The following is a 20,258-nucleotide window of genomic DNA, read 5'->3' as shown; positions in this document are numbered from 1 at the left end:
TTCCCCGTAAGAATTACATCGACTTGAGCTTCGGCGTGGCCTTGCGGCCGAACAGCCGGGACATCAACGGCTCGCTGTGCGTCGCGCTGCGTCCCGCGCGCACCTCGCCGTCGACGAGTTGTTTCGCATGGCCCTGCAACGCCCGTGCAACCGCCGAGCCGCGCGCGAGCCGCGACACCGGATGGCCCTGGTTGATCGCTTCGAGCACGGTGTCGGCGTCGTCGGGAATCGTGCAGGCCGCCTGCAGCCCGAGCACTTCCTCGAGCGCGGTGCGGGTCCGCTCGCTCGCGCGCGTCGCGCGGTTCACGATCAGCCGCAACTGGTCGGTCGAATAGCCGAGCGACACGAGGATCTCCAGCAGCCGGCGGCCGGCGCGCACGTGCGGCATCGCCGGCTGCAGCACGAGCTGGATCTGGTCGCTGCGATCGAGCGCGACCATCGACAGCGGGTTGATGCCGACGCCGACGTCGAAGATCACGAAGTCGTAGCGCGGCGCGGCGACGCCGAGAATCCATTCGAGCGCGTCCTCGCGCATCTCGGCGGCCTTGACCGGGTCGCCGGCGCCGGCCAGCACGTGGAAGTTTTCCGTCACGTGCGCGACGCTCGCGTCGAGAAACGCGCTGTCGAGCCGTTCGATCTGCGCGCATAGCTGCGGCAGCGTCGACGGCGGGGTTTCGTCGCTGACGAGGAACGCCGCGTCGGCGAACTGCTGGTTCAGGTCGATCAGCAGCACGCGGCGCTTGAAGCCCTCGGCGATCTCGAACGCGACGTTGCTGGCCGCGAAGCTCGTGCCGGCGCCGCCCTTGCACGACATGAACGACACGATGCGCGTGTCGTCGGTATCGCGCCGCGTGCTCTGCGCGGCGGCCCGCCCGAGCGCGTGGCCGAGCGCCTGCGGATCGAGCGGCCACTGCAGCACGTCGCGGGCGCCCGCACGCATCGCATCGAGCAGCACGTGCGGCGATGCGTCGGCCGTCACGAGGATGCAGGTCAGGCCCGCATGCGCGCGGCAGATGCGCTCGATCGCCGACAGCTCGAACGGCTCGAGCGACGCGCCGTCGACCAGCAGGATGTCGAACGCGTCGAGCCCGTCGGTGCGATGTTCGATCTGCGACGGGCGGCCGGTGGCGCGCGTCGTGCGATAGCGTCCGCAGTCGGCCACGAGACGCGCGATCTGCGAAAGCCGCGCGGTATCGTCGGAAGCTACGAGGATATTGATCATGTCGTGTGCCTCGTCTTGTCGATTAGTTGCAGGCGGAGCCGCCCGTCGCGGAATTCAGACTTTCGCGCGGCAGCGTCGTCGTGAACGGTGGCATTTTCAGCGTGACGTTCATGAACGGAATCATGGTCTTGACGGTGACGTTCGTGACGCTCACCGTCACGAACGAACAGGTGTTGATGTCGCAACTCGACGGCGTGTAGTTGACCGACACGTTCGCGTTCGACAGCAGCGGCATCAGCGATCGCACACGCTTCACGACGCCCGCGGCGTTCACGTCGCAGACCACCGCCGTGCGTGCGCCGAGGCGCACGGCCTCGCTCGCCGTGTTCCAGTAGAACAGCACGCGGCCGAACTCGAAGATGCCGATCAGCAGCATGATCAGCACCGTCGCGATCAGCGCGAATTCGACGATCGCCGCGCCGCGCTGGGCGCGCCGGCGGGACAGCGGAAAATGGCGCGCGTTCATGACACTTGCCTCATCACGGTGACGATGTTGCCGAAGGTGATCGACGGCAGCCCCGGGTACGCGGGAATCGGCTGGTACTTGTAGCCGCTGATCTTCACTTCGACGACGTTGATCGCGCCCGTGGCCGTGCCGCTTGCCGCGTTGTTGTTCGAATCGTAGGTCGGCAGGTTCGCGAACTGCGCCGGATCGGACGCATCGCTGCAGCCGGTCGTGTGCTGCGCGTCGCAGATCGTGACCATCGACGTCGTGAGCCCGGGCACCAGCTCGGTGCCCGACGTGCCGCACGTCGTGCTGCCGTAGACGACCAGGCACTGCGCCTGCGACACCGGATACGCGCTGTCGGTCGGCAACCAGACCGACAGGTAGCGTGCGGCATCGCGGGTCGCCTTGGTCAGCGTCTCGTACTGGTAGATCGCCCGGCCGAACTCGGCCACGCCGGTCGCCAGCATGATCATCGGCATCAGCACGAGCGCGAACTCGACGGCGACGGCGCCGCGGGTGCGCGAACGACGAATCGACGGCTTCTTCATGATCGTCTCTCCGCTATTGAACGAGCATCGGAACCTGGGTTCCGGACGCGCTGCCGCTGCCGGGCAAGCCGTGCGTCGCGCACGGGTTGTTGCCGGACACCGACGAGCCGAGGTATTCGAGGTGCGCGACGATGGCGCCGCTGCCCGCGCTGAACGGGAGCGGATCGAGCATCAGCACGCAATCCCACTGCGTGACGTGCACCTTGCCGCTGGTGCCCTTCAGCGTCGAACAGTCGCCCTCCGGCGCGAGCGCGAGGCGCCGGTCGCTGCCGTAGGTCGCGTAGTTGCTCGCCGTCGCCGTGCCGTTGGTGGCGATGCCGCTGCCCGACGGCGGTGCGCCGTCGCCCTGGTAAGGCTTGAAGCTCGCGCGGTCGGCCACGAACTGCGTGTACGCGTCGCCCTTGATGCCCGGTGTTCCCGGCGGCCCGTAGTTCGGGCCGACATACGCGTAGCCGGTGAAGTCGGGCTGGCCGCTCGAACCATTCGCGCCGTTCGTATAGATGCCGAAGCGCGTGTTCCAGGCCCGCAGCGACGCCGACTTCAGGCCCGTGGTGGCCAGGTCCGGCGGGCTCGTGATATTGCAGGTATTGCCCGACAGCTCGCTCGCGAGCGTCGTCTCGTTCGTCGAGCCGTCGAGCGCCGCCCAGCCGAAGTTGCCGGGCCCGTAGGTCGACGACGATCCGGACGGCGACGAGATCCAGTCGCCGACCTTGTAGGCCGGGTCGGACGGGCCGCGGCACACGAACACCGGAATCGCGCAGGTCGTCTGCCCGCCGCCGACGGTCGCGATCGCGCTCGCCGACACTTCCGCCGCATTCGCGAGCTTCGTGCCCGGCAGCACGTTCAGCACCTCGATGAACCAGTGCGCGATGTTGCTCAGCGTCGCGGTGCACTGCACGTACTTGACGCTCGCCGGATTCGTGACCGCGTTCTTCGCCAGGAACGGGTTGGTCAGCGAATCGCTGAACGTGACGTTCGCGTTCGTCGACATCTGCACCGACGTCTTCTGGAAAAACACGAAATTCAGGTGACCGGCGGCGATGCCGTCGGCCTCGGCCACCGACAGGCTGATGGCCGAGGTCAGGTCGCGCGCGGCCGACAGCGCGCAGGCATCGGCGCTGTTCTGCAGTTCGCTGCGCGTGACGTACAGCTTGCCAAGATCCAGCGCGAGCCCGACGAACCCGATCATCACCGCCAGCGAGAGGCCGACGATGATCGCGACGGCACCGCGCTGGCGATGCAGGCTGCGACGCGTGACTTTCGGATAGCGGGCTGCGCGGTTCATGGCGTTCTCCCTGAGCATGCCGTCGTTATTGGGTAGCCTTGCCGATGCCGATCACGAACGCATTGGCAGGCGGCACGGTCTGCTTGAACGACTTGTCGTAGTTGTCGAGCGCGGCCGCGGCGGCGCTGCCGTCGACCCCCGGCGCCGACGCCGGATGTTCGCCGGCATGCGGGTCGATGATCTGGGCGTGCATCACGGTGCGGACCGAGTCGCCGAAGCGGCTGTCCCACACCGGGGTCGACGACATGCAGCCGGCAAGCGCGAACGCGAGCGGGGCGGCGAGCGCCGCGCGGCGCACGAATACGAGGTAGGCGGATTTCATGAGCTTCCCCTTGGATGGCTTCAACGATCGGTGGACTGGGGTTCCGCGCCCGTACGCGCGATCTGCGCGTTGGGCGCCGCCGCGGTCCGGTGCTTGGTGCGCGCCGACGGCTGGGCCGACGGTTCGGCGCCGGCGGCCGCAAGACGCGCGGCGGCGGCTTCGATGCGTGCGACCCGCGCCGCGGTGGCCGCATCGGGCTGCGGCGCGGCGGCCGCGACCGGCGCGGGCGCCTTCGGCGGCTCGGCCGGCACCGGTTGCTGCACGTCGGCTTGCGGCGCGCGCGGCGCGGGCAGCGCGGCCGGCACGACCGGTGCTTCCGATTTCGGCGCCGGAGCGGGTGCCGGCGCCTGGGCCGGTGTCTGCGGCGCGGCGGCCGCACCGTTCGCGGGCTGCATCGGCTGGGCGCCTGCCTTGCGCACGCCGCGGCGGCCTTCCATGTTGCCGGTCGCATACACGTCGATTTCGCTCGGCTTCGAGAAGCTGTCGGTCGGCAGCGCGACGTCCGCCGTCTGCAGCGGCTTCACCAGGTGCGGCGTGATCAGGAAGATCAGCTCGGTGCGGTCCTGCTGGAACGACGTGCTGCGGAACAGCGCGCCGAGCACCGGCACTTCGCCGACGCCCGGGATCGCCTTCAGCGCGCCGGTCGCGTTGTCCTTGATCAGCCCGCCGATCGCGAACGATTCGCCGTCGCTCATCTGCACCGTCGTCGACGCCCGCCGCGTCGTGATCAGCGGCAGGATCGACGTGCCGCCGATGTTGGTCGCGCTCAGCGTGACGCCCGTCTGCGACAGCTCCGACACTTCCGGCGCGACCCTCAGGCTGATCCGGCCGTTGGCCAGCACCGTCGGCGTGAACTTCAGCGCGACGCCGAATTCCTCTTCCTGCAGCGTGATCGACGACGTACCGTTGCCGCTGCTCTGCGGGATCGGGATGAAGATCTTGCCGCCCGCGAGGAACGTCGCTTCCTGGCCGCTGATCGTCACGAGGTTCGGCTCCGCGAGGATCTTCACGAGGTTGTCGGTGTTCTGCGCGTCGGCCGCGATGCTGAACGGCTTGTTGTTCGCCTTGTTGAAGATGGCGCCGCTCGCGACACCGGCAAGCAGGTTGCTGACCAGCGCGCCGCTCCACGAACCGAAGCCGCCCTGGATGTTGAACGCGCTGCCCATCTGGTTGATCAGCGTCTTCGACACCTCGGCCACCTTCACCTCGAGCATCACCTGCTGCGGCGACGTGACGTTCAGCATGTTGAGCACGCCGCCGCCCTGCTTGCCGCCGCCCGCGCCTTCGCCCGCGCTGTCGCCGTACGCATGGGCGATCTGCACGGCCTGCTGCGCGGCCTGCGAGCTCGACACGGTGCCGGCCAGCACGATCGTGCCGGCCGCGGTCGACACATGGATGTCGCGCTCGTTCGGCATCAGTTGCAGCAGCGACGCCTGCAGCCCGCCGGCGTCCGCGCCGACCGCGACGTCGATCACGCGGCATGCGCCGCTCCTGCCCTGCACGATCATGTTGGTCGTGCCGACCGCGAGCCCGAGGATGTACAGCGTCTGCGGCGACACCATCGTCGCCTGCGCGACGGCCGGATTGCCGATCGTCCGGTTGCGGACCGGCTCCGGCATCGGCACCAGCAGCGACTTGCCGAGCGGCACCGCGACGCTGGTCGATTCGCGCACGGCGCCGACGCAGTTCGGCCCGCGCAGCGGCCCCGCCGACGCGGCGGGCGCGGCGGCCGGCGCCGGCGTCATGCTGATCGTCATCTGCATCGGCCCCTTGCCGGTCGCGGCGGGCGCGCTGGCGCCGCCCTTGGTCAGCACCGCCGATTCGATGCCTTCCTGGGCGAGTGCGCCATATACGGTCAGCCATCCCGAACAGAGGATCGCGGCCATCATCGTGCCCCGTGCGACGCGTGTGCGCAGTGGGCCGGTACCTGTGCGTTGCGGTTTGATCTTCATTTCGTCTGATCCCCCGAGAGACCGGCGCCGTGCCGGTTATCGACTTCCAAGGCCGCCGCGTTGCCGGCGGCCGGTTTGTTTATCTGGCTGGTTGGTTTGGCTTCAGAAACACTCGACGCTGCCCTTCACGCCCGTCAGCACGCCGACGCAGTCGCGCCGCACTTCCGGCGCCGCATGCGACGCGACGTGCACACGGACCGGCCGCACCTGGACGGGCGCCGGCGCCGCTGCCGGTGCGGGCTCCTTGCCGAGCAGCGTCAGCTTGGTCGCGCCGCCGGTGGTCAGCGTCTTCTGGTCGACCTGGTTGCGCAGCACGAGCGACAGCGTGCCGACGCTGCGCGCGAGGTCGAGCCGTTCGGCCTGGTCGGGCGTGACTTCGAGCGTCACCGCGTTGACCACCTTCGGCGCCGTGTCGTCGCGGCTGACCTGCTGCGCGACGGCGAGCACGAGGATGTGCTCGAGCACGATCTTCGAGATGCTCTGCCCGTCGGTCTTGCCCTGCTGTTCCTGCGTGTTGACGATCACGTCGACGTAGTTGCCCGGCAGCGCGAAGCCCGCGACGCCGACCACGTCGTTCACGCGCACCGTGATCGCGCGGCTGCCGTCGGCGATCACCGCGGACAGCCCGCCCTTCGTGCCGACCGGCGCGAGCTTCGACTCGATCACCGGCTCGCCGCGCGCGAGGCTGGTGCGCACGACGCGCCCTTCGAGCGCCTTCGTATCGGTGAACGCGCCGGTCGGCACGCTGCCCGACGGCCAGCTCACCATGTGGATCTGGTTCGGCCCGAGCGGCTCGCCCAGGTTCAGGTCGGTGGTGGCCACCGCGACGGACGTGACCGAGCTCGTGGATGTCTGTACCAGCCAGCGGGACGCGAACACGACCGCGGCGAGACCCGCGATCATCGCGACGACCAGCATCATGAGCGCTCGACTGTTTTTCATGGCAATGCTCCTCGACGAATCGTGAAAGAAACGGCTCAACCGGTGATGAACGTGCGGCCTCCGCGCTCGACGGGCGGCGGACGACCGTCGTCACGTTCGGGCGCCGAGCCGAAATAGCTCGCCCACGCGTCGTAAAGCGCGTCGTGCGTCACTTCGGGCGGATCGCCGCGATACCGCGCACCGGCGGCCACCAGGCGCAGCAGATCCACGGGGAAACAGGCAAGAAACGCCTTGCCGGTCGGAAAATGCAGCCGGTGCAGCAGGAAGTCGAACGCATCGCTCGCCGATACGAGCCCGAGCGACGTGCAGGCCGCGTCGTACACCGCGCGGTAGTGATCGATCGACATCGCGCCGACGTGCAGCTTCGAGCCGAGGCGGCGCATGAACGCGTCGTCGCAGAACTGCTCCGGCGCCAGGTTGCTCGAGAACACCGGCCATACGTCGAACGGCATCACGAAGCGGTTGCCGGATTCGAGCGTCATGAAATCGACGCCGCGATCGAGCGGACGTAGCCAGCGGTTGAGCAGGTCGCGCGGCTCGACGCGCTGGCGGCCGAGATCGTCGACGACGTACATGCCCATGTTCGCCTTCATGTGCGGCGGCGCCTGATAGAAGCCGGCCGCTTCGTCGCGGCGAAGATCGAGCTCGCCGAGCGTCAGTTCGCCGCCGGACATCACGACCGGCCGTTCGCACAGGCGCCAGCGACGGTCGACCGACTGGCCGCGGGCCTGCGACGCTGCGTCGACATGCAGGAGCGGGTCGTAGACCTGGATCACTTCGCCGGCCGCGCAGATCGCGTACGGGATCGGTACGCGACCATGCATCAGCGTGCCGAGCCGTTCGGCGAGGAAGGTCTTGCCGCTGCCGGCCGGGCCGTAGATCAGCAGCGGCCGGCCGGCGTTCAGCGCGGCAGCGGCGGAGTCGAGGATCGACGTGTCGATCACGACGCCTTCGAACGCCGCCCACACGTCGCTCTGGCCGATGTGCAGCTTGCGCACCGAATGCGCGGCCACGTTCGCGAGATACGCGTCGAGCGTGACCGGCGCGGGACCGCTGTAGCCGCTGCGTTCCCGTTCCTCGAGCGCGAGCACGCGGCCCGCGTCGGTCAGGCGAAACGTGACGTCGAGATCGGTCGCGCCGCGATGGGTCAGCTCGACGAGATGCTCGCGCACCAGGAACGCAAAGACGTCGTCGAGCACCGCGAGCGGCAGGCAGTGCCGCTCGACCAGGTCGCCGTACGACGGGCGGCCGAGCATCAGCGTCGACTTCAGCACGAGGCCGGCGACGAACGTCGTGCTCAGGCCGGTTTCCGCGAGCGTGCGCGGCGCCGCGGGCAGCTGCGCGCCCAGCTTCGTATGGATCTCCCGCGACGGCGGCGGATCGGGCAGGCGTGCCACCTGCGCGTCGCGTCTCGGTTCGGTGTGGTTCGTGTTCATGGTCGCTCCGTCCTCGTTGCGTCCTCGTTGCGGATCCGCCGCGCTATGCGCACGACGCGAACAGCATGCCCAGCGTGCCGACCGCGATCGCCACGCCGTACGGCAGCGTGCCGACCGACGCGATCTCGACGGGGCCGTCGTCGGCCTCGGCGCGCGCCGCTCGCGAGCGCCGCACGATCAGCGTGCGCACGTTCGCCCACATCTGGCGCATCCGCCCGCGCAGCAGCGCGTAGGCGATGGCGCCGATCCCGCCGGCCACGAACGTGGCCAGCACGATGTAAAACGTCATTTCCGCGCCGACCCATGCGCCGATCGCGAGCATCAGCTTCACGTCGCCCGCCGCCATGCCGCGCAACAGGTAGAACGGCAGCAGCAGGCCGAAGCCGGTCGCGGCTCCGGCGAGCCATCCGAGCGCGCCGGCCAGCACGCCGTGCAGCAGGCACTGCGCAACCAGCGCGCCGGCCAGGCCGAGCAACACGAGGCGGTTCGGAATGCGACGGCTGGCGATGTCCGTACTGGCCGCGGCGATCGCGAGCAGCGTCACGCACAACGGAACCGGGTAAGGCGGCGCAACGGGAAACATGGCGAACCTCGCGTATCGAATCGGTGGATCAGGAAACCATGGACAACGCGGTGGTCAAGGCGGCGCTCACGGCCGCGGCGATCATCTCGTACGTATCGACGAGCGAGCCCTTCAGCGTGACGACGCTGCCCAGTACCGCGACGGCGAACATCGACGCGAGCAATGCATATTCGATCGACGTCACACCCCGTTCGTCGGCGATCCAGCGAAGGGCGACACGCGCGAAGGCTTGCATGATGGTCTCCGGTTTCCGGTTGATCGGGATGGCCGCGGACGGCTCGAATGCTGCACCAGCCGAGCCGCCCGCGGCGCGGTGCATCAGATGCCTGCAACCGCCGAATCGAGGTCGGCCGCGATCGTGCTGAACACGGTCTTGAGGTCCTTCCCGATGGTCGACAGCGCGGCGATGATGCCGATGGCGATCAGCGCGGCGATCAGGCCGTATTCGATGGCGGTCACGCCGTCTTCGTCGCGAATGAAACGGCCGGCTTGTTGAATGAACTTGGACATGGTGTTCTCCTTGCGTGGTGACTTGCAAAACCCTCGCGCACCGGCTGGTCGGACGACCGTGCATCGATACGTCGAGGAATGTCGTTGATGCCGTGTGGCGCCGACGAACGATTCGAACGATCGGACAAACCGTTCGTCGTACCGTCCATCAGAGGCCTGCTACCGCCGAGTCCAGATCCGCGGCGATCGTGCTGAACACGGTCTTCAGATCCGTACCGACCGTCGCCAGCGCGGCGACGATGCCGATTGCGATCAGCGCGGCGATCAGGCCGTATTCAATGGCCGTCACGCCGTCCTGATCCTGGACGAACCACGCAACCTTTTCGATGATTCTTGACATGAGCACTCTCCTTTCGGACTGCTATGAAATACCCTTCGTCGGTCAGGACGTCGGGGGTGGGCACCACCGGCACTACGCTAGAAATCGGAAGCCGACGATCAGTCGCGGAAACGGGGCGGACTACCGCGGTTCGTACGAACGGGTATCGGCGAGACGGAGCATGAGAGACGCGTGTACGGTCCGACCGGCCGGATGAATCGGGCAGGTCGAGCGACCGGAACGGCACGACGGCCGTTCGACGCATGGAATCCGGTTGAACGGGAGAGGAACTCCCGGCAAAGCTGCAATGTGTCTTTAACGCGGCTTGCGATCCGCGATGTGCTGTGGTCGTTCATTTTTATTCCCCATGTACTGCCATGCCGATTTCTTATTGCCCGGAAGCTGCCAGGTCTGGTGGGTCGTTCGACGACGGTTTCCGCGGTTGATGGCGCTGGAGCTGCGTGTTCCCCGACGCGCTCCGGACCATCCTTGCCGCAGGCGATTCGCGAGCCGGTTCCGCTGCCTGTTGCCTGAACCGCCCGCTCGCCACGTCGTCGACTGCCGTGCCAACGCTTACGCAAAGAGCGGACCATCCCGGGCGGAATCGAGGCGTACCAAGGGTTCCGGCGATCCGCACGCCAGCCCGGCGAACGCTCGGCTGCCGAAATGTTTCAACTTTGATATATGCGGGTCGGGCGCTTGCCGGCGGCCCGGTAGCCCGTCGCCGCGCTGCACAAAGGGCCCCAAAAATTTTCTCGGGATTTTCCCGAACGCGGCGAGCCGCTCCCGCGTGGAGGGTTCGGCGGCATGCCCGGTCGGTAAAAATCACGGAATGTTTCAGGCCAGAAACACAAATTCCGGCGGCGGCGTTTTCTCATACCAGAAATGGCGGTTTTCGCCCGAATCGCTGAACACATTCAATGCCGTCCGGCCGTGCCTGGTTTGCATCACGCGTTTTTTTCTTCAACAATGAATTCACGGACAACGCCATTTCAGAGCGATCGATCCGCAGGCACGACAACATCGAACGGCCGCGACAGACCACGCGGCCACACCACAGACGGGGCATCATGTACACAGCCAATCGTGGAACGCGCGATCGCGCAATACGCTGTGCTCAATGGCTGACGGCCGACCGGATCATTCCGTACAGCTGCATCATGCTGGCGCTCTTCGTTGCGCTGCTGATCGTCTGGGGTGTCGTGACCGACGGCTTCACGTCGAACGCCACCGCCCGCCCCGGCACCGACTTCTCTGTCTTCTGGACCGCATCGCATCTCGTGTTGCAAGGCCACGCCGCGGCGGCCTACGACACGTCGTCATTCCTGCAGGCCGAGTTCGCGCACTTCGGTGCGTATCTGCAAAACCGGCCGCTTCCCTGGCTCTATCCGCCGACGATGCTGCTGTTCATCGCTCCGGTTGCCCTCGTGCCTTTCCTGCCCGCTTACTTCCTCTTTTTCGCGGGCAGTCTTTTATGCTACGCGTTCGCCGTCTCGCGGTTGTCGGGGCTGCGCGCGCATCTTCCCGTGCCGCGCGCCGCGGCGCTCGTCGTCGTCGCGTATTCGGCCGTGTGCATGTCCGCGCTGTTCGGCCAGAACAGCATCCTGACCGCCGGCCTCGCCGCGCTCGCGCTGCATCTGCTCGGCAAGCGTCCGGTCGTGGCGGGCGTGCTGATCGGGCTGCTCGCGATCAAGCCGCAACTCGCGGTCGTGTTCCCGTTCGTGCTGATCGCGACGCGCGCATGGCGCACCTTCGCGGCGGCCGGGCTCAGCGCGACGCTGTTCGCGGCCGCCGGCGTCGCACTGGCCGGCCCCGCCGCGCTGCACGGGTTGAGTCATGCGATGTCGACGGTGCGCGAGCAGCACTTCATGCTCGCGTCGTACTGGCTCGCGTCGCCGACGCCGTTCGCCGCGCTGCGGCTGGCGGGCGCGCCGGTGGCGGCCGCGCTGGCCGCGCAGGCGGCGGTCGCGCTCGTCGCACTCGCCGCGGCCGTCGACGTATGGCGCCGCACGCGCGACATGCGACTGCGCGGCGCGGTGCTGGCGGTCGCCACGCTGCTGACGACGCCGTACCTGTGGAACTACGAACTGACGTGGCTCGGCATCGCGGTCTTCTGCCTGATCGCGCACGGTCTCGACGAAGGCTGGCTGCCCGGCGACCAGGGCATCCTCGTGCTGGCGTGGCTGCTGCCCATCTTCGAAATGCTGAACCGGCTGATGAAGCTGCCGCAGATCGGGCCGGTCGTGCTGCTCGCGGTGCTGTTCGTGGTGGTGCGCCGCACGGCGCTTGCCTCGCGGAGCGCACGATGAAAACGCCATCGTTCGCCCGCCACGCGCACTCGGCCGCCGACCTGCATCCGGAACTCCCGATCGCCGGCCCGCGCCGCCATCCGCACTGGCTCAACCGCGATCGCGTACGGCTCTATGCCGCCGGCGTGCTGTTGACGGAGCTGCTGTTCATCGTCATCTACCTGATCCGCGTGCACTTGTCGCACGACGGCGCGCTGGAGCCGCTGTCGCAGGATTTCTCGCCGGTCTGGAGCGCCGCATGGCTCGCCGCGCACGGACGTGGCGCCGACGCGTGGCATTACTCCACGCTGTTCGCGGTGCAACAACTCGCCATCCCGACGATGACCCTCGCGGACGGCACGCTGCCGTGGCTCTATCCGCCGACGATGCTGCTGCTCGTGCTGCCGCTCGGCTGGCTGCCGTACACGCTGGCGCTCGTGCTGTGGCTCGCGATCACGTATGCGCTGTTCGCCGCGGCGATGCGCGCGACCGTGCAGCGCGACGCCGCGTGGCTGTGCGCGCTTGCGTTCCCCGGCGCGTTCCTCACGGTGATCGTCGGGCAGACGAGCCTCTTCACCGCGACGCTCGCCGCGTTCGGCCTGCTCGCGCTGAACCGCCGCCCCGTCTGCGCCGGCATCTGTTTCGGGTTGCTGACGATGAAGCCGCAGCTCGCGGTGCTGTTCCCGCTCGCGCTGCTGTGTGCCGGCCAATGGCGCGCGCTGGGCGCATGGGCCGCGACGATCGCCGTCGGCGCGCTGCTCGCGACGCTCGCGTTCGGCGTCGGCCCATGGATCGCGTTCATCCAGTTGATCGCCCACGTCTATACGATCGTCGGCACCGGCCACGCGAAGCTCGCGCGCATGCCGACCATGTTCGCGCTGGCGACGATGGCCGGCTGGCCCGCGCTCGTCGCGCGCGGCCTTCAATTGCTGTCGGCGGCGGGCGCGGCGATTGCGGTCGTCTATGCGTGGCGCGGCGCGTGTTCGTACGCGCTGCGCGCCGCGACCCTCGCATGCGCATGCCTGCTCGTCAGCCCCTATCTGTACGACTACGACCTGACGTGGTACGGCATCGTGATCGCGTGGTACGCACGCTATGCGTGGACGCACGGCTGGCGGCGCTTCGATCGCGAATGGCTGATGCTGCTGTGGCCGATGCCGCTCGCGAGCCTCGCGATCGTCCCGCATCTGTCGTTCCAGTTCATGCCGCTCGTGACGCTCGCGTCGCTCGCGCTGCTCGTCGGCCGGATCGCCCAGGAAAGACGCGACGTGCCGTCGATGCCCGACGCGCGCGACATCTCGACCGAGACCGAATTCGCGCACCCGGTCCGACCGCACCACCGCCCGGCGCACGGCATGCGCCGCACCGGCCGCCTGACGCTCGGCGCCCACCGGTAAAACGACATCACAAGGGGAATCATCATGCGGGAATCCATCTACACGCCGCTCGTCTCGCTGGTCGTGCCGTTCTACAACGAAGGCGAAGCCGTCGAGCGCTTCTTCGACGTCGTGATTCCGCTGATGAGCGCGATCGATGCGATCCGCTTCGAGATCGTCTGCGTGAACGACGGCAGCCGCGACGACACGCTGGAACGTCTGGTCCGGATCGGCGCCGCCGAGCGGCGCGTGCGCGTCATCGATCTCACCCGCAATTTCGGCAAGGAGGCCGCGCTGACGGCCGGCCTCGACGAAGCCGCCGGCGATGCGGTGATCCCGCTCGACGCCGACCTGCAGGACCCGCCGAGCCTGATTCCGGTGCTGATCGAGCACTGGCGCGACGGCGCGGAGGTCGTCGCGGCCAAGCGCAGCAACCGCGCATGCGATTCGTTCGCCAAGCGCACCGCCGCCGCGATCTACTATCGCGTGCACAACCTGCTGTCGGACGTGAAGCTGCCGGAGAACGTCGGCGATTTCCGGTTGATGGATCGCAAGGTCGTGAACGCGCTGCGCAACCTGCCCGAGCGGCACCGCTTCATGAAGGGCCTGTTCGCGTGGGTCGGCTACAAGACCGTGATCGTCGAATACCAGCGCGATCCGCGCAGCGCCGGGCACTCGAAATTCTCCGGGTGGAAGCTGTGGAATTTCGCACTGGAAGGCATCACCAGCTTCAGCACCGTGCCGCTGCGCAGCTGGACCTACATCGGCATCGGCATCGCGGCGCTCGCATTCGTGTACGGCACGTTCATCATCCTGCGCACGCTGCTGTTCGGCAATCCGGTGCTCGGCTACGCGTCGCTGATCTCGGTCACGCTGTTCATCGGCGGCATCGAGCTGATCGGGATCGGCGTCGTCGGCGAATACGTCGGGCGGATCTACGACGAATCGAAGCAACGGCCCGTGTACCTGATCCGCCGCCGCTACCAGACGCACGGCAAGGTGATCGAACTGCCGGTCGCGCGCGACGCACGCCGCCAGCCCGCACGCCGGCGCGCGCAGCCGGTCCGGGCGCGCATCGGCGCGCGCTGACGCGCAGGCGCCATGATCGCGCTGCTGCAGGCCGAGCGCACGCGGCTTGTGCGCTTCGGCGTGTCCGGGCTCGGCTCGACCGCGATCCATTCGCTGGTCGCGGCCGCCCTGTTCGCGCTGCTCGATGCGACGCCGGTGACCGCGAATGCGGTCGCGTTCCTCTGCGCGACCGGGTTCTCGTATCTGGCGAATACGCTGTGGAGCTTCTCGTCGACGGTGCGCACCCGCAACGCGACGCGCTTTCTCGCGGTCACGCTCGTCGGGTTCGCCGAAACGATGCTGCTCGCGCGCGCCGCCGAGGCGTTGGGTGCATCGCGCGCGATGGGCGTCGTCGCGATCGCGCTGCTGATCCCGCCGACGACGTTCGTGCTGCACCGGCTCTGGACGTACCGGTAAGCGGCCCGCTTCCCGCTCCCGCCAATAATCGGTCAATCAATTAACAGATTCAATGTCGTGATATTTATGTCACGCATCGATTCGATTGATTCCGATTTCAAAATTAACCCGATAAATCATTTTCGGACCTGTTTACTTTTACAGCTACCACGATTAACCAAACGGGATAATCTGCATTCGCCGTCGCTTCTGCATGCGTCGAACCCGGCGAAAACCCTTGCAGCACAACGCGATGGCGGCCGCACGAAGCAATTCGCGCAACGATAAGTTCCATTACTTGAAACGGGAGCTTCTATGTCACGCGTTACCGATGTGCTCGTCTCGTTCGATACCGAAACCATTCTCAAAAAATATCCGAATCCCAGCAAGAATCCGGCTGCGCCGACGCTGATCGACTGGCATTACGTGTATATGGTGACGAATCAGGACAACGTCATCTCCGGGCAGGCGGGCGGCGAGCTCGACCTGAAGGCGCAGGTCGGCGACCTGATCCGCTGGCGCGAAACGAGCCTGTCGCTCGGCTTCGAAAACCAGGTGGTGTTCTACAAGTTCATCGGCAACGTCGGCAACGACCTGATCTCGACGCCGACGCCGCGCGTCGCGGAAGCATCGATCCCGGTGCCGAACACGAGCAAACCGGAAGTGCCGACGTGCCAGAAGGTCGCGAACTACTACTGGTCTTCCGAATGCCTGAAGGTCGGCCGCGTGACCTACCACTTCCAGTTCCAGATCATCGATCGCAATTGCCAGAGCCAGGGCTGCTTCTCGTGGGATCCGTTCATCTCGATCCATAACTGATCTGATCGCGGCACGCGGGCGGCGCACGACGGCCGTCCGTGCCGCTCACATGTTGCGGAGGGCGTGCTCATGTCTGGTGTTCGTTGCGATGTGCTGGCGATCGTCGACGCCGTCACGCTGCTGTCGGCCTATCCCGATGCGAGCCGGGACGCCGACGCGCCGACCGCGATCGACGGCCGGCACATCTACGTGTTGAGCCCCGGCGACGCCGGGCAGGTCGGCCGCAACGACAACCGGCTCTTCGCCGGCCTGTTGCCGGGCGACCAGCTTCATCTGCGCGAAACCGCGCTCGCGCTGCGTGCGGAGGCGACCGTGCTGTTCGTCCGGTTCGCGTTGAAGGACGCCGGCATCGTCGCGCCGATCGAAGCGGAAATCCGCGACGCCGCCGTGCCGGTGCCGGACGGCGACGATCTGCTGCATCCGTCGTGCCGGCCGATGAAAGACCATTTCTGGCGCAGCGAGGTGCTGGCCGCGGGCGCCACCTCGTGCACGGCCGATTTCGCGGTGCTCGATCGCGACGGCGCCGTGTCGGGCTATTTCCGCTGGGAAACGACGATCGAGATCGCCGCCAGCCAGCCGGACGCGAAACCGCCCGGCGCCAAGCCGTAACCGGATCGCGACGGCTATTTCAAGCAGCCGCCGACTGGCGATTTCAACGCGGCCGGGGCGGAGGACGACTACGACGACGCTCACGTGCGCCCCGCCGCGTGCGGTACTCAGGTGCGCGGCAGCCCCGGCGGATTGGTCTGCGACCGGTCGATCGCTTCGGCGTCCAGCCGCCAGTGATCGAGCGCCTTCCGGTAGCTGCCGTTCGCGATCAGCGCATTGATCGCGAGCGTCAGCGGATCGGCGAGGCCGCTGCCCTTGCGGGTCGTGATCGCGATATCGGCGGTGCGCGGCCAGCCGCCGCTGACGGTGCCGATCAGTTTCGCATCGCCGCGCAGCGACGCCTGGTACGCGAGCATCGAATTCACGCTGAAGATCGTGTCGACGCGGCCCGACTGCAGCGCGACCCAACGCTCGGCCGCATCCGCGTAATACTGGATCTCGATCGGCGCGAGGCCGCGCGCGACGTTCTGCCGGTTCCATTCGAGCAGGATCTTTTCCTGGTTCGTGCCCGAATCGGTCACGACGCGCAGCCCGGCGACGTCCTTCGGCTCGCGGATCGCGGCAAGCTTGCTGTTGGTCTTCACGTAGAAGCCGAGCTGGTCCTTCCGGTAGGTCGAGAAGTCGAACTTCTCCTTGCGCTGCTCGGTCACCGTCACGTTCGAGATCACCGCGTCGACCTTGCCGGACTGCAGCGCGAGCGGCCAGTCGGCCCATGCGAGCGGCACGATTTTCAGCTTGCGGCCGACGCTGTCCGCGATCAGCTGCGCGAGATCGGGATCGAAGCCGACCACCGTGCGCGCGTCGGTCGCATAGGTGCTGAGCGGCGGCAGGTTCGGCGCGATGCCGATCGTCAGCGTGTTCGCTTCGGCAAACCGGAAGCCGGCCGGCAGCGCCTGCTCGACCGCCGGGTTCACGGCGCCGCGCTGCCGGGCCGGCTGCTCGGGGCTCAGGTCGAACGATGCAGCGCGCGCGGTGACGGCGCTTCCGGCGCTCGCGGCGATCAGCGCGACGGCCAGCACGCGGGCGATGCGCCCAACGGGAAAGGCGGTTCTTCTCATTTCTTGTGGATTCCTGTTTTTATTCGAGGATGCTGGGAGCGAGCGCGGGCAGCGGGCTGGCAACGTTCGGCGCCAGTCGCTGCCCCGCCGGGTCGATCACGCAGGCGTCGCTTCGAGTTCGACCGAGGCCGCACGCTGCGTCGCCGGTTGCACGACGGGCGACGGACGCCTCGCGTGCGCCGACTCGCCCGCATACACCGCCTTCGGATCGAACACACGCGCTTGCAGCGACGTGAACGCGCGGAAGTTCCACAGGCTGCGCGCGACGAACACGCGCTGCACCCAGCGGAACGCGCGGTCGTTCTCGTCGTACTGCGGATCGAAGCGGTCGCGCGAATGCAGCGTGAAGTGGTTGTTGATCAGCACCAGCTTGCCCGGCGACACCTGCACGCCGAACGACACCTCGCGCACCGCGCGATACAGGTTGGCGAGCGCTTCCTGCGCGCGCGCGTTGACCGCCAGCACCATGTCCGGATAGAACGCGACCGTCACGCGCGGCGCCTCGAGCGGCCCCGACAGCACGGCGCTCAGGTCGGTGTTGTCGCGCGGCGTAGGCGCGGCGCCGCGCCACCGGTACGGCACGCGAATGATGTAGTGCTCGCCGTAGAGTTGCGCGATATCGTCCGGCGACAGCAGTTGCAGCGCGCGGCGCGCATCGGCGAGCCGCGTGTACGGGCCGCCGCCGGCCTCGCTGCGCACGCCGAGCAGCAGCAGCGCGAACGGCGACGTGTCGCCTTCCGGCATGTGCGCCTGCGCGGCGTTCTCGATATGGAAGTCCAGCTCGACCTCCGAGCCGAGGCCCGTGTAGTCGCGCGCGGTCGCCTTGTGCGGCGTCAGGTTGTTCACCAGCTCGCGGCCTTCGTGCGCGATCGAGTACGGCTCGCCGGCCAGCGTGCTCAACGCGACCAGCACGTTCTCGCTCAGCACGCCGGCCTTGAACGAGCGGCCGGTTTCCTCGAACCGCGGGCTGCCCGTCACCCCGTCGTCGATCGGCAGGTTGTCGATCTCGATCGAGCCGTGCGCGTCCGCGGTCGGCGCCTTCGCCCGATCGAATGCGTCGACGATCCGGTCGGGAAACGCGTTGTAGGCCAGCTTGCGGACTGCGCTGATATAGCCCGCGCCGCCGGCCGGGTCGTAATCCAGCGCGCCGAGCGTCTTGCGGATGTGAGCGGATTCCGCTGCGGTCAAAGCAATACGTTCATCTGCGAGATAGGTCATAAGTCTCTCGTATAAAGATCTGGTTCGAAGAGCGGCGTGGCATCGCCGCCGCGCCCCGCCGTCCTCGGTGCGAAGCGCTCGACAAGACTAGGAGACCGTCATTGCATTGCGAAATGATATTAATGCGATTGCAAACAAAAATTATCGATATAAGTTCAGCAATGCGGACGGAACCGGTTCACGTCGTATGCGCCGTCCTTTAACAGGAATACTTGTTAAAAAATCGTTGCTTATTATTTGTATTCGCTAACGGGTTGATGCTAGTTTTCTGTCGGATTCGACGATGCGGCCGGCTCCCGACGAGAAGCCGGCTCCGTTCATCTCCCTACGGGAACCCGCCAGATGACTCGATACCGCCTGTTGTGCCCTATGTCCCGCACGCCCCATCTGCCGTGGGAGCCGCGATGAGCGACCGTGCCCCGGCACTCGAGCACGTCGAGCGCGCGCCGACCGCCGCCGCGACTCCGCCCCGCACGTCGCTACGCGCGATCTTCCCGACCGTCGCGGCCGCGAGCCTCGGCTTCGCGATCGTCCAGCTCGACGTGACCGTCGTCAACGTCGCGATTCCGAGCCTCGGCCACGCATTCGGATCGAGCGTCCACGGGCTGCAGTGGATCGTCGATGCGTACACGCTGTCGTTCGCCGCGCTGCTGCTGACGTCCGGCACGCTGGCCGACCGCTTCGGCAGCCGCCGGCTGTTCGCACACGGTCTCGCGCTGTTCCTGCTCGCGTCGCTCGGCTGCGCGCTCGCGCCGTCGCTGGCCGCGCTGGTCGCCGCACGCGTCGCGCAAGGCGTCGGCGCCGCGATGATCCTGCCCACGTCGCTCGCGCTGATCACGCATGCGTGCGCCGACGATGCCGCCGCGCGCGTCAAAGCCGTCGCGTGGTGGAGCGCGACGGGCGGCGCGATCAGCGCGGCCGGGCCGACACTCGGCGGCCTGCTGATCGATTCGCTCGGCTGGCGCGCGATCTTCTTCATCAACCTGCCGATCTGCGCGCTCGGGCTATGGCTCACGCTGCGTCACGTGCAGGATTCGGCCGCCGCGCGCACGCGGCTGTTCGATCCGGCCGGCCAGATCGTCGCGGTGCTCGTGCTCGGGCTGCTGACCGGCGGGATCATCCGGGCCGGTGCGCACGGCATCGGCGATCCGTATGCGGCCGCCGCGCTGATCGCGTCGGCCGTGCTCGGCGCATGGTTCGTCGCGATCGAGCGACGCGTGGCCGCGCCGATGCTGCAGCTCGCGTTCTTCCGGATCGCCCGCGTGCCGGGCGTGCTCGCGATCGGCGCGGTCACGAATGCGGCGTTCTACGGGCTGATCTTCTCGCTGAGCCTCTATTTCCAGAACGCGCGCGGCTTCACGGCGACCGAATCGGGGCTCGCGCTCGCGCCGCTCACGATCATCATGCTCGCCAACATCACGAGCGCACGGCTCGCGGTCCGCTACGGGTTTCGCGCGACCGTCATCGTCGGCCTCGCCGTATCGCTCGCCGGCTACGTGTGGCTGTGGCAAACGCTCGCCGCGCACACGCCGTACGCGCTGCTGGCGCCGGGGCTCGCGGCGATGGCGATCGGCGGCGGCATCGCGATTCCCGCGCTGACGTCGACGATGCTCGGCAGCGTCGAGGCCGGCCGCTCGGCCACCGCGTCCGCGATTCTCAATACCGCGCGCCAGGTCGGCGCCGCGATCGGCGTCGCCGCGCTCGGCGCGCTGGTTGCCGGCCAGGGCGCGGCAATCGTCGCCGGCGCGGCGCGCGCGTTCGCCATCGCGGCCGCGCTCGTCGCGGTCTGTGTCGTGCTCGCCGTGCGCTGGCCCGGCGACGCCCGCGACGCCGGCACGCGGGCCTGAGCACCTTGCCGC

General features: G+C 67.8%; 21 protein-coding genes. 7 read left to right on the top strand and 14 right to left on the bottom strand.

The genetic code is table 11. The annotated features are described in order from the left end of the window. Window positions 1-13: 13 nt before the first annotated feature. The 12 genes from J8I35_RS01570 to J8I35_RS01515 form a co-directional block, all read right to left on the bottom strand. Window positions 14-1,222 carry an AAA family ATPase gene (locus J8I35_RS01570; RefSeq protein WP_050015325.1) on the bottom strand — a complete coding sequence of 403 codons (1,209 nt, stop codon included), beginning with the start codon at window positions 1,220-1,222 and terminating at the stop codon, window positions 14-16. Window positions 1,223-1,244: 22 nt separating this feature from the next. Further along, window positions 1,245-1,688: a TadE family protein gene (locus J8I35_RS01565; RefSeq protein ID WP_124592669.1), complete on the bottom strand. Its 444-nt coding sequence runs from the start codon at window positions 1,686-1,688 to the stop codon at window positions 1,245-1,247. Next, a complete protein-coding gene (locus tag J8I35_RS01560) occupies window positions 1,685-2,218 on the bottom strand; it encodes a TadE/TadG family type IV pilus assembly protein (protein ID WP_124630121.1) in 534 nt (177 codons plus the stop codon). The genes J8I35_RS01565 and J8I35_RS01560 overlap by 4 nt, the downstream gene beginning before the upstream one ends. 13 nt (window positions 2,219-2,231) lie before the next feature. Beyond that, window positions 2,232-3,503 (bottom strand): TadE/TadG family type IV pilus assembly protein, encoded by a 1,272-nt coding sequence (locus J8I35_RS01555; protein ID WP_209924275.1) that lies wholly within the window; start codon window positions 3,501-3,503, stop codon window positions 2,232-2,234. A gap of 25 nt (window positions 3,504-3,528) precedes the next feature. Then, window positions 3,529-3,825, bottom strand: coding sequence for a hypothetical protein (locus tag J8I35_RS01550; RefSeq protein WP_124592666.1), 297 nt, complete (start codon window positions 3,823-3,825; stop codon window positions 3,529-3,531). 20 nt (window positions 3,826-3,845) lie between these two features. Further along, on the bottom strand, window positions 3,846-5,777 hold the full coding sequence (locus J8I35_RS01545; protein WP_209924274.1) for a type II and III secretion system protein family protein: 1,932 nt from the start codon (window positions 5,775-5,777) through the stop codon (window positions 3,846-3,848). A gap of 102 nt (window positions 5,778-5,879) precedes the next feature. After that, window positions 5,880-6,719, bottom strand: coding sequence for a Flp pilus assembly protein CpaB (gene cpaB / locus J8I35_RS01540; RefSeq protein WP_209924273.1), 840 nt, complete (start codon window positions 6,717-6,719; stop codon window positions 5,880-5,882). 35 nt (window positions 6,720-6,754) lie between these two features. After that, a complete protein-coding gene (locus J8I35_RS01535) occupies window positions 6,755-8,155 on the bottom strand; it encodes an ATP-binding protein (protein WP_050015337.1) in 1,401 nt (466 codons plus the stop codon). Between the two features lie 43 nt (window positions 8,156-8,198). Next, complete coding sequence (locus J8I35_RS01530; protein ID WP_124637523.1) at window positions 8,199-8,738, bottom strand: prepilin peptidase; 540 nt, start codon at window positions 8,736-8,738, stop codon at window positions 8,199-8,201. Window positions 8,739-8,766: 28 nt separating this feature from the next. Then, window positions 8,767-8,973, bottom strand: a complete 207-nt coding sequence (locus J8I35_RS01525) for a Flp family type IVb pilin (RefSeq protein WP_209924490.1) — start codon at window positions 8,971-8,973, stop codon at window positions 8,767-8,769. Between the two features lie 83 nt (window positions 8,974-9,056). After that, window positions 9,057-9,248: a Flp family type IVb pilin gene (locus J8I35_RS01520; protein WP_050015343.1), complete on the bottom strand. Its 192-nt coding sequence runs from the start codon at window positions 9,246-9,248 to the stop codon at window positions 9,057-9,059. A 148-nt stretch (window positions 9,249-9,396) separates the two neighbouring features. Beyond that, a complete protein-coding gene (locus tag J8I35_RS01515) occupies window positions 9,397-9,588 on the bottom strand; it encodes a Flp family type IVb pilin (RefSeq protein WP_069619945.1) in 192 nt (63 codons plus the stop codon). 1,049 nt (window positions 9,589-10,637) lie between these two features. On the opposite strand from J8I35_RS01515, the gene J8I35_RS01510 reads away from it, so the two are divergent. The 6 genes from J8I35_RS01510 to J8I35_RS01485 all read left to right on the top strand — a co-directional run bounded on the left by J8I35_RS01510 (window position 10,638) and on the right by J8I35_RS01485 (window position 16,123). Next, a complete protein-coding gene (locus J8I35_RS01510; RefSeq protein ID WP_050015347.1) occupies window positions 10,638-11,876 on the top strand; it encodes a glycosyltransferase family 87 protein in 1,239 nt (412 codons plus the stop codon). Continuing rightward, entirely contained in the window at window positions 11,873-13,252 is a 1,380-nt protein-coding gene (locus J8I35_RS01505) for a glycosyltransferase family 87 protein (RefSeq protein ID WP_124637521.1), read from the top strand. The genes J8I35_RS01510 and J8I35_RS01505 overlap by 4 nt, the downstream gene beginning before the upstream one ends. Window positions 13,253-13,276: 24 nt before the next feature. Continuing rightward, a complete protein-coding gene (locus J8I35_RS01500; RefSeq protein WP_124555462.1) occupies window positions 13,277-14,320 on the top strand; it encodes a glycosyltransferase family 2 protein in 1,044 nt (347 codons plus the stop codon). A gap of 12 nt (window positions 14,321-14,332) precedes the next feature. Further along, window positions 14,333-14,716 carry a GtrA family protein gene (locus J8I35_RS01495; protein WP_209924272.1) on the top strand — a complete coding sequence of 128 codons (384 nt, stop codon included), beginning with the start codon at window positions 14,333-14,335 and terminating at the stop codon, window positions 14,714-14,716. 294 nt (window positions 14,717-15,010) lie between these two features. After that, window positions 15,011-15,514: an inclusion body family protein gene (locus J8I35_RS01490; protein WP_023475068.1), complete on the top strand. Its 504-nt coding sequence runs from the start codon at window positions 15,011-15,013 to the stop codon at window positions 15,512-15,514. Between the two features lie 69 nt (window positions 15,515-15,583). Next, window positions 15,584-16,123 carry an AidA/PixA family protein gene (locus J8I35_RS01485; protein ID WP_209924271.1) on the top strand — a complete coding sequence of 180 codons (540 nt, stop codon included), beginning with the start codon at window positions 15,584-15,586 and terminating at the stop codon, window positions 16,121-16,123. Window positions 16,124-16,230: 107 nt separating this feature from the next. Here J8I35_RS01485 and J8I35_RS01480 read toward each other — a convergent pair whose 3' ends face one another. Together J8I35_RS01480 and J8I35_RS01475 are read right to left on the bottom strand one after the other, a co-directional pair. Then, the gene (locus J8I35_RS01480) at window positions 16,231-17,181 is read right to left on the bottom strand and encodes an ABC transporter substrate-binding protein (RefSeq protein WP_050015356.1); all 951 of its coding nucleotides are present in this window, start codon (window positions 17,179-17,181) and stop codon (window positions 16,231-16,233) included. 96 nt (window positions 17,182-17,277) lie between these two features. Next, window positions 17,278-18,399 carry a TauD/TfdA family dioxygenase gene (locus J8I35_RS01475; protein ID WP_124637519.1) on the bottom strand — a complete coding sequence of 374 codons (1,122 nt, stop codon included), beginning with the start codon at window positions 18,397-18,399 and terminating at the stop codon, window positions 17,278-17,280. Window positions 18,400-18,803: 404 nt separating this feature from the next. Here J8I35_RS01475 and J8I35_RS01470 point away from each other — a divergent pair, with 404 nt between their 5' ends. Beyond that, window positions 18,804-20,246 (top strand): MFS transporter, encoded by a 1,443-nt coding sequence (locus J8I35_RS01470; protein ID WP_209924270.1) that lies wholly within the window; start codon window positions 18,804-18,806, stop codon window positions 20,244-20,246. Window positions 20,247-20,258 lie beyond the last annotated feature (12 nt).

Source organism: Burkholderia sp. CpTa8-5 (genome assembly GCF_017815045.1).
Lineage (GTDB): Bacteria > Pseudomonadota > Gammaproteobacteria > Burkholderiales > Burkholderiaceae > Burkholderia > Burkholderia sola.
This window is presented reverse-complemented; position numbering and strand designations above follow the sequence as displayed.